The organism is Streptomyces smyrnaeus, from assembly GCF_017676345.1.
Lineage (GTDB): Bacteria > Actinomycetota > Actinomycetes > Streptomycetales > Streptomycetaceae > Streptomyces > Streptomyces smyrnaeus.
On sequence record NZ_JAFFZM010000001.1, the window covers coordinates 701,848 to 717,315 of the forward strand.

Consider the following 15,468-nt stretch of genomic DNA (forward strand, 5'->3'; position numbering starts at 1 on the left):
TCGGCTCACGGCGGGGGCCGTGGGTCCGTGGCGTCGGCGGCCGGTACCTGGCGCCGCGCCGCCACGGCGGCCCGGCGCAGATAGGTGACGCAGTCGGAGGTCGTACCGGCGTCGCCGACCAGCCCGCCCTTGGTCACCACAGGCAGCCTGGCCCACGGCCCGCCGACGAATGTACCGGCCACCGCGAGCGGTACCAGTTCCTCCTCGACGTCCAGGCCGTGCGCCCCCAACTCGGCGAAGAGCGCGGCCGAGACGTCGCCGCCGGTGGCGAAGAGCCCCTCCACCCCCCGCACATCGGGGCGTTCGAGCGCCCGGCGCACGGAACGGGCCAGTGCGCCGGGCAGCCGTTCGGCGTCCTCGTAGCGGCAGTCGGTGGCGATGTCCGCCTCCTCCAGCACCGTAGCGAGCAGCACCACGTCCCCTCGGTCGGCCGTGGCGAGTGCCGCGCCGAGGGCCTCGGCGGTGGCGTCGACGTCGGGGACGGTCGACTTCCCCCGCAGGCGCGGGCGCACCACGACGACCGGGTGCTCGGCGCGCAGCCGGGACAGCTGAGTGCGGGTGAGGCGGGTGGTGGATCCGGAGACGGCGAGGACCGGGGCGCCAAAGGTGCTGCCGGTCAGCCCCATCGCGGCGGCCAGCGCCAGGGAGGAGGGCCCCGGGTCGACACCCACCCAGACCGCCTCCCCGGCCACCACCGGAGCGGCGTGCACGGCCGCGTCCGCGATCCGGGCCAGATGGGCCGTGGTCAGCGCGTCGGCCACCAGGACGTCCGCGCCGTCCGCGAGCCGCTTCTCCACCAGCGCCCGAAGGGCCGGCTCCGCGCCGGTGACGGCGGATAGCGGCAGATGGGCGATGCGCAGGCCGGGGGCCTGCCGGTGCAGGAGGTCCGCCACCTGCGAGGTGGGCAGCGGAGAGCGCGGGTCCCGGGCCACCTCGGTGTCCTCCAGCCGTGCGCCGTCCAGCAGTTGGGTGCCCTGCACGGTGTGCCGGCCCGCCTCCGGGTGGGCGGGCGCGCACAGCGCGACGGCGCGGCGGCCGGTCCGCTCGCCCACGGCCCGCAGGGCGGCCTGGGTGGACGCCCCGAGGTTGCCGCGCAGTGTGGAGTCGACGCGGTGGGAGACCAGCGTGGCGGCGCCCGCGTGCCGGATGACCGTACGGACGCGTTCGGCGGCCTCCTCCGGCGGGCAGTGCCGGCTGTCGGTGCTGACGACGACGGCGTCGAAGCGGCTGCCGAATCGGGCCGCGGTCCGTGGGTCCTGGTGCGCTCCGACGGTCACCGCCCGCATGCCCGTTCGGGCGAAGCCTGCGGCGGTGGCGTTCGCGCCGGTCAAGTCGTCGGCGACGATCAGTACGGCGGGCCCCGCGCCGCGCAGCGAGCCGGTCCCTTCGCCGGGCGCGGAGCCGCTCCCTTCACCGTGCGCGGCGTCGAGGGCGTTCACAGCACCACGCCCGCGAGCAGGAGCAACGGCAGCGAGCCGAGCCAGACGGCGGTGGTGATACCGGACCAGCCGCGCAGTGCGGCCGTGCCGTCCAGGCCGGTGAAGCGGGTGACGACCCAGAAGTAGGAGTCGTTGAAGTAGCTGAAGACCATCGACCCGGCACAGCAGCCGAGGGCTGCCAGCAGCGGCGTGATGCCGAGCCCGGAGACCAGCGGCGCCGACACGGACGCGGCGGTGATCATCGCGACGGTGCCGGAGCCCTGCGCGAGGCGCACCAGGCTGGCTATCAGGAACGGCACGAGGACTCCGGGCAGGCTCCAGGAGGCGATCGTCTCGGCCATCTCGTCGCCGACCCCGGTGGCGCGCAGCACCTCGCCGAGCGCGCCGCCGGCTCCGGTGATGAGGATGATGAGCCCGGCGGACGCGGCGGCCTGCGACAGCCAGTCGCCGACCTGGCTGCGGGTGGTCCAGCGGGGCAGCAGCACGTACACGGCGAGGACGAGGCCGACCAGCAGGGCCACCACGGGGTTGCCCACGAAGGCGAGGGCTTCCGGGATCGGCGAGGGCTCGTAGCCCTCACCGTCGAGGGTGCCCTGGGCATTCCGGTCGACGGCGGTGGCCACGGTGTTGGCGATGATCAGCAGGAGGGGGACCAGCAGCGGGAGCAGCGCCCGCAGCGGGCCCATCCGGTGCGGCTTCGCACCGGCCGGCGGGGTCCCGAGCGCGGCTGCGGGGTCGTCCTGGGGTCCGTCGGCGGTCGCGGCGGCGGGGTCGTCCCGGGAACCCTCCGCGACTGCCGCTGCGGCAGCCGCCGGGCGATCGGCGGCAGCGCTCCCGGTACCGTCGACGGCTCCGCGCCCGTAGACGGCCTCCCGTACCTCCGGCAGCAGCGAGCCCTCCAGCCGGGGGCCGATCCAGCGCGCGTACGCCACCACGACGGGCAGCAGCAGAACCGCGAAGACGAGCCCGGCCAGCACCAGCCCGCCGAGGTCGGCGCCCAGGATCCCGGCGACCCCCAGCGGGCCGGGCGTCGGGGGGACCAGGTGGTGGGTGAGCGTCATGCCGCAGCCGAGGGCGAGCGCGAGCGTGACATACCCGGCGCGCTTGCGGCGGGCGATGGACCGGGCGAGCGGGTTCATGATGACGTACCCGGAGTCGCAGAAGACCGGGATGGACACCAGTGCGCCGGTCCCGCCCATCGCCCACGGCTCGCGGCCGGCGCCGAGGAGCCGTACGAAGGCCCGCGCGAGGGCGTCGGCGGCTCCGGAGACCTCCAGGATCTTGCCGAGGCCGACGCCGAGGCCGATGACGATACCGATGGAGCCCAGGGTGTTCCCGAAGCCCTTGGTGATCGATTCGATCACCTTCGTGGCGGGGGCGCCGGCGACGAATCCCGTCACCAGCGCCGCGACAAGCAGGGCGAAGAAGGCGTCGAGCCTCGTCCGCAACACGATGACGACGATCGTGGCGATCCCGAGGACGAGCGCCGCCAAGAGCTGAAGATCCACGCCGATCCCCTCTGACGACTGCTGTGCGAGAACGGCTGCCGTGCAAGAGCTGACGGCCTCGCGATGAACGACTGCCGCATCATGCACACCGGAACCTGAGCAAAACAAGCAGTTGGAGCGAGAAAATTGCGCGGACTGGCCAACTCCGTCGAGCGGCCGGGCCCCGCCGTCACATCCCGGTGCCCCAGGGCAGTTCCAGGTGGGCCCCCTGGAAGCGTCGGCGTACCAGCCGGTCGTGCGTCACCACCACCAGCGTGCCGGTGTAGCAGGCCAAGGCCGCCTCGACCTCCTCCACCAGGGCGGGGGCCAGGTGGTTCGTCGGCTCGTCGAGCAGCAGCAGATCGAGCGGACCGGCGGTCACGAGCCGGGCCAGTTCCAGCTTGCGGCGCTGCCCGACGGACAGCTCCCGTACGCGGACGGTCAGATCGGCGGCACGGAACAGGCCGAGCGCCAGCAAGGCGTCGGCGTGCTCGTCGGGGTGTCCCAGCCGGTCGGCCGCGAACGCCGCGAGCAGCGTGCGGTCGTCACCGCGCACGGCGTCGACGAGCGCGCTCGACTGACGGAGGAAACCGACCCTCGGCGCTCGGCGCACGGTACCGCTGTCCGGCGCCAATTCCCCTGCCAGCACCTGGAGAAGGGTGGTCTTGCCGGCGCCGTTCGGCCCGGTGACGAGCAGTCGGTCACCTGCGGCGAGCTCCAGTTCCGGTACGGACAACCGCCCCTGGACCAGGACATCTGTCAGCTGCACCGCTGTTGCCGGCCCCTCGGCCGCCGACGAGCCCTCGACGCGGCCCGTGAACCGCAGCGGCTGCGGGGGCGGCGGCACGGGGTCCTCGGTGAGCCGCTGCAACCGCTCGCGCGCGTTGCGGATGCGGCTTTGCGCACCGTGTGCCCGCGAACGCGCCCGGAAGGCCCCGGCACCGCTGAACGCCCACGGCCCCTTGCGGGGTATCTCGGACAGCAGCCCGATGTTGGAGTCGGCGAGGCGCTGCTGCCGGGCCACCTCGTTGCGCCACTCCTCGTACTCCCGCGCCCAGCGGGCGCGAGCCGCCGCCTTGGCGGTGAGAAAGCCGGCGTATCCGCTCCCGTAGCGGTGGACCGTGCGCCGGTCCTGGTCCACTTCCAGAATCGTCGAGGTGACACCCTCCAGGAACGCGCGGTCGTGCGTGGTCACGACCACGGTGCCCCGGTGGCAGCGCAGCTGCTCCTCCAGCCAGGCCACGGCGCCGTCGTCGAGATCGTTGGTCGGCTCGTCGAGCAGCAGCAGTTCGGGGGTGGCGGCCAGCGTCGCGGCGAGCGCGAGCCGGGAGCGCTGCCCACCGGAGAGGGTGCCCAGCGGACGCCCCCGGTCCAGTGGCGCGCCCTCGCCGAGCCGACGCAGATTCGTCTCGACCCGGCGGTCCGCTCCGTGCCCACCCCGCGCCTCGAACTCGGCCAGCAGATCGGCGTAGTGCTCGAACTCAGCCGGTCCGGCCGTGCCCAGCGCGGCCTCGGCGGACCGGATACGGCGCTCCAGGGCGCGCAGTTCGCCCAGTACGTGGTCCACGGCGTCGCCCACCCGCGCCGTGTCGGGCAGCCCGAGGGTCTGGCCGAGGTGGCCGATCCCGCCCGGCGCCGTGACGGTCAGACTGCCGTTGTCGGCCGGCTCCTGCCGGGCGAGCAGCCGCAGCAGGGTGGACTTTCCCGAGCCGTTGTCCCCGACGATTCCGACCTTCTCGCCCGGCCGGACGGTGAAGGAGACGCGGTCCAGTACCACGCGGTCGCCATAGCGCTTGGTCACCTCGGCAAGGGCGAGCTGGGACCCGGCGGGCGTGGTGGCCGGCACGGTGGTGGCGGTATCAGCAGTGCGCAAAAGCAGTCCTTTACGGGTGGGTGACGGAGCGCGCGACCAGCGGGAACAGCAGCAGCGGAGACAGATACGCAGCAGCCGACTGCCGACCGACGGACCAGAGATTAGACGATACGTACCGTCTCGTCAATGCCGAAGCCAGTGGCCTCGTAGCGCGGCGGCAACCGGCGCCCAGGGCACCGCAGTTGCTCGCCAAGGGCGACCGACAGGATGGAACCGGGCCGCGGTGGGGTTTGGTCAGCGGCGCGGGTGTTACGCGTAGGCGGAGTGAACGGAGTCTGCCCGGGATGGACCCGGCGTGCCGCGGCGCACCCCGGGCGTACCTCCGGACTGACGGGCTGACGGTTTCGGACCAGGAAACGGAACGTCGGCCCCCACGTGCGGGGATGGTCAGTCGGCGGCGGGTCTGCTGAATTCCTCGATGAGCACCGGGTACTGCTCCGCGCCGTGCCCGGCGGCGATCGAACGGTCGGCCATCTTCTTGATCAGTCTCGGCAGTTCGGCGTTGACGCCCAGTGCCTCGCTCTCCTCGATCAGATGGGCCATCGCCCGCGCGTCGGTCTCCAGAGCCGACACCTCGGCCGGGAAGGAGCCGCTGTCGATCTGCTCGGCATACCCGGGCAGCCATTGGGCCACACCGGTAGCGATCTGCCGGGCGAACGGCGCATATGTCGCGGCGTCCACGCCGGCCGTCCGCAGCAGGGCGGTTCCCTGGAGCCAGGCGTTCAGAACGCTCCACATCATGGCCAGACCGGCCACGTCGTACAGGGACGCCAGCCCGTGGTCCGCGCCGAGATGGGTGACGGTGCCGAGGGCGTCGAGCGTCGGCTTGTGCGCCTCGAAGTCCGACTGCGGCCCGCTGTGCAGAATCACCGCCTCGGCGGTCCCGATCGCCTGCGGGACGGCCATGATCGCGCCGTCCAGATAGCGGGCGCCTCGCCGCCGGGCCCAGTCGGCGGTCTCCCGGGCCTGGGCCGAGTCGCCCGAGGTCAGGTTGATCAACGTTCTGCCGTCCAGCTGGATGTCGCTGCCGTCGAGCAGCTCGTGCACGGCCTGGTAGTCGGTGAGGCAGACGATCGTCAGTGGGCCTGCCGCGAGCGCGTCATCGAGCGTGGGCGCCGACCGTGCGCCCTCGGCCACCAACTGGCTGGCCTTGGCCGCCGTACGGTTCCACACGGTCGTGGGGTGCCCGGCCTTGAGGAACGCGCCGGCCAGCGCCTGCCCCATCAGTCCGAGTCCGACGACTGTCACGGGTGTGTCGGGTTTGTTGTTCATGGCAGCATCGTCAACGTTGACACCGGTCTGAAGGTCAAGTGAGGTATTCGATGCTTATCGGGGAACTGAGCCGTCGGACGGGCGTCAACGCCCACCAGTTGCGCTACTACGAGGCCCAGGGCCTGCTGGAAGCGGACCGCGGCGCGAACGGCTACCGCGAGTACGACGAGAACGCCGTGCTGCGGGTGAAGCAGATCCGGCACCTGCTCGGCGCCGGACTGTCCTCCGAGGACATCGCCTATCTGCTGCCCTGCGCCTCCGGAGAGGTCCCGGAGCTGATCGGCTGTCCCGAGTTGCTGGCCGCGATGCGGTCACGGCTGCGGCGGCTGAACGACCAGATGAACGCGCTCGCCCGATCCCGCGACGCGCTCACCGACTACATCGAGGCGGCCGAGCGCACAGGCGCGGAAAGCTATCCGCCCTTCGACGGGACCGGCCGGGAGCCCGTCTCCGCCTGAGCGGTCGGGCACCCGCCCGGGCGGTCAGCCGCCGGCCGCCCGGTCGGCGCCGAGCGGGGAGCGGCGCCGATCGACGATTCCCTCGACGATCCTCATCAGTCGGTCCCCCGCCTGGTCGATACTGCCGTTCTGCGTGCTGACCTGAGCGCCTTCGAGGACGAAGGTGATCTCGGCCGCGGCCTGCTCGGGGTCGGGCAGCCCGGCCCCGGTGCACATCCCGATCAGTCTGCGGGTCTGGCGGGCCTTGTGCTGCTCGATCACTTGCCGTGCGGGATGGGAGCGGTCGGGCAGCTCGGCGAGGGAGTTGATGAACGGGCAGCCACGGTGCGAGAGCGCCGGCAGGCCGTCGGCGATGAAGCGGGCCAGGCCCAGGATCTGCTCCCTGGGCCGGCCGGGGTGTTCGGCCTCGACCCGGTCGAAGGCCGCCTGGTAGTCGGCGGCGACGATCCGCAGCCACTCCGCGACCAGTTCGTCCTTGGTTTCGAAGTGCCGGTAGATCGCCATTTTGGTGGTCCCGGCCCGCTCGGCGATCGTCTGGACGCCCACCCGCCGGATCCCCTCACTCTGGAAGAGCTCTTCCGCCGCGTCGAGGATGCGCTCGCGAGGCGGCAACTTCGCCACCCTGCTCGGCCTTCTGGCGGTCGATGTCATGACTGCTCCGTGACGTCCGGTCGGCTGCGGGCTTCCCCCGACCCCTGCTACGGTACCAGCCCGTTCCTCTTGATACCGCTGGGTATCATCGGGTACTTGTCGGTATCGTTCTTTCCATGGGGAGTGCCAGTGAGAGTGTCCGAGTACGTGGGCTTCGACGCGGTCGGGCTCGCGGAGTTGGTGGCCAAGGGCGAGGTGACCCCCGCCGAACTGGAAGCAGCGGCACGCGAGGCCGCGCACGCGGTCGATCCGCTGATCAACGCCGTCGTGGAGACCTGGCCGGCCGACGACGAGCCGGAACCCGGCAGCACACCACTGGCCGGGGTCCCCTTCCTGATCAAGGACATCGCAGTCGCCATGGCCGGGAGGCGGATGGAGCTGGGCAGCCGGCTCGCGGCCGGGAACGTCGCCGGCGCCGACTCCGCCCTGATGCAGCGCTTCCGCCGCGCCGGCCTGGTGACGTTCGGGCGCACCTCGACACCGGAGATGGCCTACAGCATCACGACGGAACCGGTGCTCCACGGCCCGACCCGCAACCCCTGGGACCTGGCGCGGAGCGCGGGCGGATCCAGCGGGGGCGCGGGCGCCGCTGTCGCCGCCGGGGTGGTCCCGCTCGCACACGCCACCGACGCCGCCGGCTCGCTTCGCATCCCCGCCGCCTACAACGGCCTCTTCGGGCTGAAGCCCACCCGTGGCCGGGTGTCCATGGGCCCCGATGCCGACGAGGTCTTCAGCGGCCTGGCCGTGCACGGCAGCGTCAGCCGCACGGTACGCGACAGCGCGGCACTGCTCGACCGGATCCGCGGCCCGGAACCGGGTGACCCCTACTTCGCCCAGCAGCCTTCCCGGCCGTACGCGGAGGAAGTCACCCGCCACCCGGGCTCGCTGCGGATCGGTGTCCTCGCCCACGCATGGGGCGGCCGCCGCACCACCCCACCGGTCGCCGACGCACTCTCCCGCACCGTGCGTCTGCTCGAATCCCTCGGTCACCAGGTGGAGGAGGTCGAAGTCGGCCTCGGCGTCGGCTGGGAGGAGTTCGTCGAGGCCACCGCCCGGGTGATGACGGCGCATCTCACCGCCTCGGTCGACGGGCTGGCCGCCGCCTTCGACCGCCCCGTCGACTCCTCGACCCTCGAACCGGCGACCCTGGCCGGCTATCGGTACGGACGGCGGGTCGAAGGCGCCCGGTTCGTCGACGCGCTCGCGGTCCGAAACCGGGTCGCTCGAAGCCTGGCGCGGTACTTCGCCGCGCACGACATCCTGCTCACCCCGACCCTGCCGGAGCTGACCATGCCCCTGGGCAGCTATGCCGAGGGCGGCGAGGCGCTGGACGGCCTCGGCTGGATCGGCCGCCTCAACGACCGCTCACCGTTCACCATGGCGTTCAACATGGCGGGCACGCCCGCCATGTCGGTTCCCGTGACGGCCGACCCCGGGACGGGACTCCCGATCGGTATGCAGTTCGCCGCCGGTCACGGGCCCGGGTCCATGGGCCGACGGGGTGGTCAGCCGGCGTCGCGGTAGGCCTTACCGCTCGGGTTGGCGGCGGCACCGTCGTAGAGGCCGGTCGGGCTGGTCCCGGTCGAGAGCGCGAACCACGCGTAACGCTTTACGAAGTCCAGGCTCTCCAGCATCTTCGTCGAGGAGTTGATGAAAGCGGTCTGCTGCTGCTCGCTCGGGTAGCGGGGCTTGTCCTTGGTGAAGTCGATGAGGGCGTACTCGGTCAGCCAGACCGGCTTCTTGTACCTGTCGTGGACGCGCTGCAGATAGTCGGCCAGCTGGCCGGTGGCGGCGGGGCCGAAGTCGGAGCCGTACCAGTGCACCGGGATGAAGTCGACGCGCAGATCGCGCTTCTCGGCCCCCTTCATGAACCGGTCGAGCCAGCCGCCCGGCTTGTCGGCGTCGGTGGCGACCGCCGGGGCCCCCAGGCTCAGGCCGGTCTTCTCCAGCCGGGGCCACAGATCCAGGGCCTGCTCGGGCGTCATGTCGGCCTGCTGGGGCAGATCGGGCTCGTTGAAGGTCAAGAGCCTCTTGCCCTCTTGCGCGGCCTTGCTCAGCTCGGCGTCGGTGACCGAGCCGGGACCCCAGATCGTCGGAACGTACTCGACGCCCTCCGGCTTGGTCAGCCCGCCGCTGGTGGAGGTCCAGTTGTGGTACCAGGAGGCGCCGGAGTCGTTCAGCGCCCGGTCGGCGCCGTCGAGCGGGTTGAGCGCCACGCCCTTGCGGTGCCCGAGTGCGTGGTCATCGCCGGAGCCGGGATCGCCGTGGCCGGGCTTCGGCCCGGGGGGCGGTCCGGGCTTCCCGGAAGCGCCGGAGCCGTGGAAGGTGACGGTCAGGCCCTTGCAGGTGCTGCACTGGCGCACGACCTGATTGCCTTCCTCGGTGTCGTGCTTGGACCAGGCGTACGCCGTGGGGCACTGCTTGGTGAGCGCCTCGCTGTAGGCGGTCTTCGCGTCCCGGTTCGGGTTGACGCACACCAGCCGCTTGCCCGTGGCGTGGTCCTTGGTCAGGTTCTCGGCCGGGCAGTGGGCCAGCAGATCGGTGGGGCAGCCCACCGAGGCGCACTCCCCGCCGTTCTCGGGCGGGGCCACGCCGTCAGGGGTGATGGTGATCGACGACGAGACGGCGTTGACATAGCTGACGTTGTACCAAGGCGCCGCCGAGTCGGCCGGATCGAAATTGAACTCGGCGAGACTGACGGGCTGTTCGCCGGTGCTGCAGCGGTCGGCGTACGGCCCGCAGTCGCCCACCGCACAGTGGAACGTGCTGCCCTCCTGTCCGCTGCAACCCTGGCGGGCGAAGAACTTGCCGCGCCAGTGCCCGGCGTCCGAACGCTCGGGGACGGTGACCGTGGCGGACTGCCCCGGGTCCAGCACCGGCAGTCCGGTCAGCGGCTTGGAGCCGTCGGCGTTGACGGTCGCCCCGACCCAGATGCGGTTGTCCGTCTTGTTCCGCAGGGTGACGGTGTGCTCGGCGCCACCGGCGGCAGCGGCCCCGGTGACGTGCTCCTCACCGCCCTCGGACGGCCCTCGCAGCTGTGCCGAGGTCATCGCCGACACACCGGCGACGACCAGTAGGAGAGCCAACAGGAGGGGTCGGAATGATCGGAACGGTCTCAGCGGTCTCACACGCACAGAACACGCCTCTCGAGTCAGTAGCGTCGATGCACGCACCCACGGATGTACGCGGCGGACGGTTCACCCCTGGGCGGCTCTTCTCGGCCGGGCCGCGCGGAACGGGGGTCGGCTCGATGCCCGAGCAGGAACCGGGAGGCGTTGCGCGGGGCCAGGAGGGCGGCTGCGGGCGGTGCGGCGCGGCACCGGAGCCGGCGCGCGGTCACCGGGCCACGGCCAGGCAGTACTCCTCGTCGGTGGCCAGTAGGTTCCGATGGGTGTCCGCGGCCGTGATGACGCCGTCGTCCAGGACGAGGACACGGTCGGCGGCGTCCAGAAGAGCCGGGCTGCTGGTGAGCACGACGGTGGTGCGGCCCCCGCGCAGCTGAGCGATGTTGCGCGCGATGAGCTGCTCGGTGACCGCGTCGACGGCCGTGGTCGGATCGTGCAGCACCAGGACGTCGGTGTCGGCGGCGAGAGCGCGGGCCAGGGAGAGCCGTTGGCGCTGCCCCCCGGAGAGGTTCGCGCCCCGGTCGCGCACCCCGTGGTCGAGCCCTTCCCGGTGGAGGGCGACGACATCGGTCAGCATGGACGCCTCGACGGCTTCCGGGACCATGCGGCTGGTACCCGACGGGTCGATGTTCGTGCGGAGAGTACCGGCGAAGATCTCCCCGTCGTACGGGTTGACCAGCATGTGCTCGCGGACCGCCTCGATCGACAGGTCCGCGATCTGCTGCCCGCCGACCCGCACCACGCCCTCGTACGCGTCGGGCGGGACTCGCACAGCAAGGATCGACGCCAGATCGGCCGCCGCGCGCGGCTGGTAGGCGGCGATGGCCACGAACTGCCCGGCCGGCACCCGGAAGCTCAGTCCGCGCAGGGTCCCGTACCGGACGGAGTCGACTGCGAGATCTCCGCCCGCGGCAGGCAGCCCCGACCCGGGGCCCATCACCGGCGGTGCGGCCAGCACCAGCGCCATCCGCTCGGCCGACGCGCGCGCCATCATCACGTACTTGGGCATCTCCGAGAACAGCTTGAGCGGTTCGATGATGAACTGCGCGAGCCCCACGGCCATGACGAGTTCGCCGATGGTGATCCGCCGCTCGAACGCCAGCCAGCCCGCCGTCAGGGTCACCGCGGCGGCGAGGAGCGCGTTGAGGGCCAGCGCGGCCCCCTCGTAGGCGCCGTTCACCCTGGCGACGGTGATCGCCTGGCGCTTCGCCTCCGTACTGACCTTCCGGTAGGACAGGAACGCCGGGTGGTTGCCGCCGAAGCCGTGCAACGGGCGCAGGCCGCTGATCAGGTCGGCGACCTTCGCGCCCGCCCGCGCCACCCGGGCCTGCTGTTCGCGGGTACCGGCCCCGATCCACTTGGACATCACGCTGAGGATCGACAGGATGGCGACGGTTCCCACGAGCACCAGCAGGCCGAGCCGGACGTCGGCCACACCCAGCGCGACCGCCGCGACCAGCACCGCGACCAGCGAGCTGACCAGCAGCGGCACCACCTCGATGATGTCGGCGGTCTGGTCGGCGTCCTCGGTGGCGATGGTCAGCACCTCGCCGGACTTGAGGTCGATGTCCCTGGCCACCGGCTGGAGCCCGCAGGCCGCCACCCGCACCCGCCAACGGTGCGCCTCGGTCGTGTTGGCCTTCTGCAGGATGCGCATACCGAACCGCCACGACAGCGACACCGTCGTGATGATCACGGCCAACGCCGCGATCGACAGCGCGAGCGCGCCGAGGCTCCGGTCCCGCATCGTGTGTTCGACGATCAGGCCGAGAGCGATGGGGAAGGCGGTCTCACCCGCCTGGTACATGCCCATCAGGAGGGTGCCCCAGGTCATGGCCCCGAGGTTGCGCCGCAATGCGGTCCACAGGATGCCGGCCCCGGGGCGGGGCCGCTGCCTGGCAGGAGTTGTCATCGGCGTGGTGGGCAATCGCTTCCTGGACGAGTCCGACCGGGGTCCGTTGTGCACAGACCGTCCGGTTGGAGGGGCCATGGCGCCGGTCGGTACGGCTCCACCTGACATGCCCGCGGAGCCGCCCACGGTACACAGGCGTATTCCCGGCCCGGTCCCGGCCCACCCTGTCGCGCGCTCCGGCCCGGACCCGGCCGGTGGGTCGGTGCACGACAGCGCCGCAGGTCACGGATTCCACGGCGTAACCGAATTGAACGAGACGGTTCGTCTTGCTACCGTCGCTTCCCCCGGGAGGATCGGCCCCCTCCCCCCAGACCCCCGACTTCGGGCGCGGACCACACCGTGCAGGACGCCGTCGACCTCGCCCTGTCCACTCCGCGTACCGCCCGGCCTCGACCTGCCCGACAACCACAAGTCCCGCCGAACCGAGGGAGCCGTGCCCCATGACCACCTTCCTGACACCGCAGCAGCTCGCCGACCGCACATCCGCCGCGGTCGACGCGGCCGTCGCGACAGGCCGCGAGCTCGGCCTGACCGTCACCGCCCCCACGGTGCTGCACGACGTCTTCTCGGTCGTCGTCCACCTGGCGCCCTCGCCGACGGTGGCCCGGGTTCCCACCGTTGTGCCGAACCCGGCAGACCTGGACTCCCTCGCGCGCCGCCAGCAGGACGAGTTGGCGGTGACACGTTGGCTCGCCGACCAGGGAGTCCCCGTGATCGCGCCCAGCCCGCTCGTGCCGCAGGAGCCGGTGCAGCGCGACGGTTTCTCGATGACGTTCTGGCAGTTCGTCCCGGAGGACCGGGACAAGGAAGCCGACTACGTGGCGAACGCCGAGAGCGTCGCCGACCTGCATGCGGCAATGCGCTCCTACCCCGGCCGCCTGGAGTTCCTGTCCGCGGCCGACCCGCAGTTCATCGCGGAGAGCCTTGCCCGGCTCGACCGACACCCCACCCTGATCGGTGCGGCCGAGCTGGACCGTGCCCGCCGCGAGTGGCAGGTACTGGAGCCCCTCGTACGCTCCCGCACGGCGTTCGAGGCCCGGTTCCCGGGCGTCGACCTCCAGCCCCTGCACGGCGACTCCCCGCCCGCGAACATCTTCCACGGGGTGGACGGAAACCTCTTCGCCGACTTCGAACTGGTCACCCTGGGGCCCATCGAGTGGGACCTGGCCGCTCTGGGACCCGAGCACGAAGCCGCCTACAACCGCGGCGCGCTGCGCAACGGCACGAGACCGCTCGATACCGAGGTTCTGCGCTTCGTCAACGCCCTGGGCATGCTGCGGGCCGTGGCCACCCTCGCGCTGGTCCCGCAGTTGCCCAAGCTGAGGGAGTACCTCGAACCGGCCGTCGACCACTGGCGGACGACACCGTTCGCGGGCGGCATGGGCAGCTGATACTGGCTGCCGGACCGATTCGCAGGAGCGCGGCCGTCAGCGGTCAGGGAGCGGATGGACTGCCTTCTCGCCAGGCCCGCCACAGTCGGGCGTACCGGCCGCCCGCAGCCACCAGTTCGTCGTGCGTACCGTGTTCCACGACGCGTCCCGCGTCCAGCACGGCGATCCGGTCCGCCGCCATCGCCTGGGTCAACCGGTGCGCCACCAACAGCGTGGTGCGGCCCCGGCACGCCGCCAGGACAGCACGCTCCAACTCGGCGGCACCCTCGCTGCCCGCCTCCGCGGTCGACTCGTCGAGCACCACCACCGGCGACCGGCCCAGCACCAGCCGGGCCAGGGCGATCTGGGCGACCTTGGTGACGTCGAGGCGCTCGCCGCCCTCGCCGACCATGGTGTCGAGCCCGTCGGGGAGCGCGTCGACCCATCCGTCGGCGCCGGCCATGCGCAGCGCGTCCAGCAACTCGGCATCCGTGGCTCCCGGCGCGGCGAGCCGCAGGTCGTCGGCGAGCGGTCCGGAGAAGACGTGCGTCTCCTGCGTCAGAATGCTCACCACGGCACGTGCCCCTGCCTCGTCCAGATCGGCGAGGTCCCTCGATCCGATGCGAACCGACCCGGTCTGCGGGGTTCCGATGCCCGCGATCAGCGCGGCCAGGGTGGACTTGCCCGCCCCCGTCGCCCCGACCAGTGCGAGTGAGCCCCCGGCCGGGATCGTCAGATCGACGTCCCGCAGGACCGGCTCCTCGGCGTCGGGATAGCGGAACGTCAGCCCCTCCACCGTCACCGGATACGGCGCGGTGTCCGCCGGGGCGACGGAGGTGTCTCCCACCAACCGGTCCTCCGCGGCCTCTCCCAGCACCCCCACGAGGCGGACCAGGCTCGCACCGGACTTCTGCGCCTCGTCGAAGGTGAACATGATGGCGCCCAGCGGGGCGAACAGCCCGTGGAACATCAGCGGCGCCGCCGCCACCTCGCCCAGGCTGGCCGCATCGGCCTCCAACAGGGCGTATCCCACCACCAGGATCAGCACGAGCCCGATGAACTCGGCGCGGTTCTCCCTCCCGACGAACCGGCCGAAGAGCCGGAACACCTCGATGCCGAGTTCGCGCACCCGCCATGACTCATGGGTGACCTTCTCGCGGATGGCGTCCTCGAGGCGGTACGCGCGGACCGTGTCGATCCCGTTCAGCCCGCTGATCAGCACCTGCGCACGGTCGGCCTGGGCCGCGCGCTGCTTGCGGTAGAGGGGAGCGGAGCGGGGCAGATACCAGCGCAGGGCCAGCGCGTACGCGGGCAGCGCGCCGGCGCCCGCCAGGCCGAGCCGCCAGTCCAGTCCGAACATTCCGACGGTGGCGATGGCGACCAGCACTCCCGCCGAGAACACCGTGGGGATGGCCGTTCGGATGCCCTTGGACAGCACGGCCACGTCGTCACCGACCCTGGAGAGCACATCTCCCCGGCCGACCTGCTCGATCCGTGCGCTCGGCATTCCCAGCACCGCCCGCACGGCGCCCTCCCTCAGCCGCGCGAGCAGATCCGCACCCAGTCGCCCGATCAGCCAGGTGGAGACCGCGGTGGCCACCGCACCGAGCAGCGCGGCAGCCCCCATCACTCCCCCGAGCGTGACCAGGATGGAGCGCGATCCGCCCTCGACCACCCCGTCGACCACCCGGCCCAGCACAAGCACCGGGAGCACGCGCAGCGCCGCCCCGGTCACCGTGGTGAGCACGGTGGCGACGGTCAGCCACGGCACTTGGCGGCAGTGCGCCGCAACCCAGCGGGTGGCCTCGCGTCCGGTCGCCGTGTGCAGGGTCGCCGGGGCGGCGGGTATGGCGGTCGCGCTCACGCGCGGGCCGAGAGGGG

The 15,468-nt window shown here is 72.1% G+C and carries 11 protein-coding genes; 3 read left to right on the top strand and 8 right to left on the bottom strand.

Going from position 1 to position 15,468, the window contains the following annotated elements; all coding sequences use genetic code 11:
• Positions 1-5: 5 nt before the first annotated feature.
• The 4 genes from JW613_RS03080 to JW613_RS03095 form a co-directional block, all read right to left on the bottom strand.
• On the bottom strand, positions 6-1,439 hold the full coding sequence (locus tag JW613_RS03080) for a four-carbon acid sugar kinase family protein (protein WP_307865766.1): 1,434 nt from the start codon (positions 1,437-1,439) through the stop codon (positions 6-8).
• Positions 1,436-2,947 (bottom strand): GntP family permease, encoded by a 1,512-nt coding sequence (locus tag JW613_RS03085; protein ID WP_307865767.1) that lies wholly within the window; start codon positions 2,945-2,947, stop codon positions 1,436-1,438. The genes JW613_RS03080 and JW613_RS03085 overlap by 4 nt, the downstream gene beginning before the upstream one ends.
• Positions 2,948-3,116: 169 nt before the next feature.
• Positions 3,117-4,772, bottom strand: coding sequence for an ABC-F family ATP-binding cassette domain-containing protein (locus tag JW613_RS03090; protein WP_372447892.1), 1,656 nt, complete (start codon positions 4,770-4,772; stop codon positions 3,117-3,119).
• Between the two features lie 414 nt (positions 4,773-5,186).
• Complete coding sequence (locus tag JW613_RS03095) at positions 5,187-6,071, bottom strand: NAD(P)-dependent oxidoreductase (protein ID WP_209209101.1); 885 nt, start codon at positions 6,069-6,071, stop codon at positions 5,187-5,189.
• A 50-nt stretch (positions 6,072-6,121) separates the two neighbouring features.
• Here JW613_RS03095 and JW613_RS03100 point away from each other — a divergent pair, with 50 nt between their 5' ends.
• Positions 6,122-6,529, top strand: coding sequence for a MerR family transcriptional regulator (locus tag JW613_RS03100; RefSeq protein ID WP_209209102.1), 408 nt, complete (start codon positions 6,122-6,124; stop codon positions 6,527-6,529).
• Positions 6,530-6,553: 24 nt separating this feature from the next.
• Here JW613_RS03100 and JW613_RS03105 read toward each other — a convergent pair whose 3' ends face one another.
• Positions 6,554-7,180, bottom strand: coding sequence for a TetR/AcrR family transcriptional regulator (locus JW613_RS03105; RefSeq protein WP_209209103.1), 627 nt, complete (start codon positions 7,178-7,180; stop codon positions 6,554-6,556).
• A 129-nt stretch (positions 7,181-7,309) separates the two neighbouring features.
• Here JW613_RS03105 and JW613_RS03110 point away from each other — a divergent pair, with 129 nt between their 5' ends.
• Positions 7,310-8,704, top strand: coding sequence for an amidase (locus JW613_RS03110; RefSeq protein ID WP_209209104.1), 1,395 nt, complete (start codon positions 7,310-7,312; stop codon positions 8,702-8,704).
• On the opposite strand, the gene JW613_RS03115 is transcribed toward JW613_RS03110, so the two are convergent.
• Positions 8,686-10,230, bottom strand: a complete 1,545-nt coding sequence (locus JW613_RS03115; RefSeq protein ID WP_209209105.1) for a glycosyl hydrolase — start codon at positions 10,228-10,230, stop codon at positions 8,686-8,688. The genes JW613_RS03110 and JW613_RS03115 overlap by 19 nt on opposite strands.
• Before the next feature lie 286 nt (positions 10,231-10,516).
• A complete protein-coding gene (locus JW613_RS03120; RefSeq protein ID WP_209209106.1) occupies positions 10,517-12,217 on the bottom strand; it encodes an ABC transporter transmembrane domain-containing protein in 1,701 nt (566 codons plus the stop codon).
• A 440-nt stretch (positions 12,218-12,657) separates the two neighbouring features.
• Here JW613_RS03120 and JW613_RS03125 point away from each other — a divergent pair, with 440 nt between their 5' ends.
• On the top strand, positions 12,658-13,608 hold the full coding sequence (locus JW613_RS03125; RefSeq protein WP_209209107.1) for an aminoglycoside phosphotransferase family protein: 951 nt from the start codon (positions 12,658-12,660) through the stop codon (positions 13,606-13,608).
• 43 nt (positions 13,609-13,651) lie between these two features.
• On the opposite strand, the gene JW613_RS03130 is transcribed toward JW613_RS03125, so the two are convergent.
• Positions 13,652-15,451, bottom strand: a complete 1,800-nt coding sequence (locus JW613_RS03130; RefSeq protein ID WP_209209108.1) for an ABC transporter ATP-binding protein — start codon at positions 15,449-15,451, stop codon at positions 13,652-13,654.
• Between the last annotated feature and the right edge of the window lie 17 nt (positions 15,452-15,468).

Bases quoted from the DNA above. Each gene is read 5' to 3' on its own strand.
- JW613_RS03095 (WP_209209101.1), bottom strand. From the start codon at position 6,071: ATGAACAACAAACCCGACACACCCGTGACAGTCGTCGGACTCGGACTG.
- JW613_RS03100 (WP_209209102.1), top strand. From the start codon at position 6,122: ATGCTTATCGGGGAACTGAGCCGTCGGACGGGCGTCAACGCCCACCAG.
- JW613_RS03105 (WP_209209103.1), bottom strand. From the start codon at position 7,180: ATGACATCGACCGCCAGAAGGCCGAGCAGGGTGGCGAAGTTGCCGCCT.
- JW613_RS03115 (WP_209209105.1), bottom strand. From the start codon at position 10,230: ATGACCTCGGCACAGCTGCGAGGGCCGTCCGAGGGCGGTGAGGAGCAC.
- JW613_RS03120 (WP_209209106.1), bottom strand. From the start codon at position 12,217: ATGACAACTCCTGCCAGGCAGCGGCCCCGCCCCGGGGCCGGCATCCTG.
- JW613_RS03125 (WP_209209107.1), top strand. From the start codon at position 12,658: ATGACCACCTTCCTGACACCGCAGCAGCTCGCCGACCGCACATCCGCC.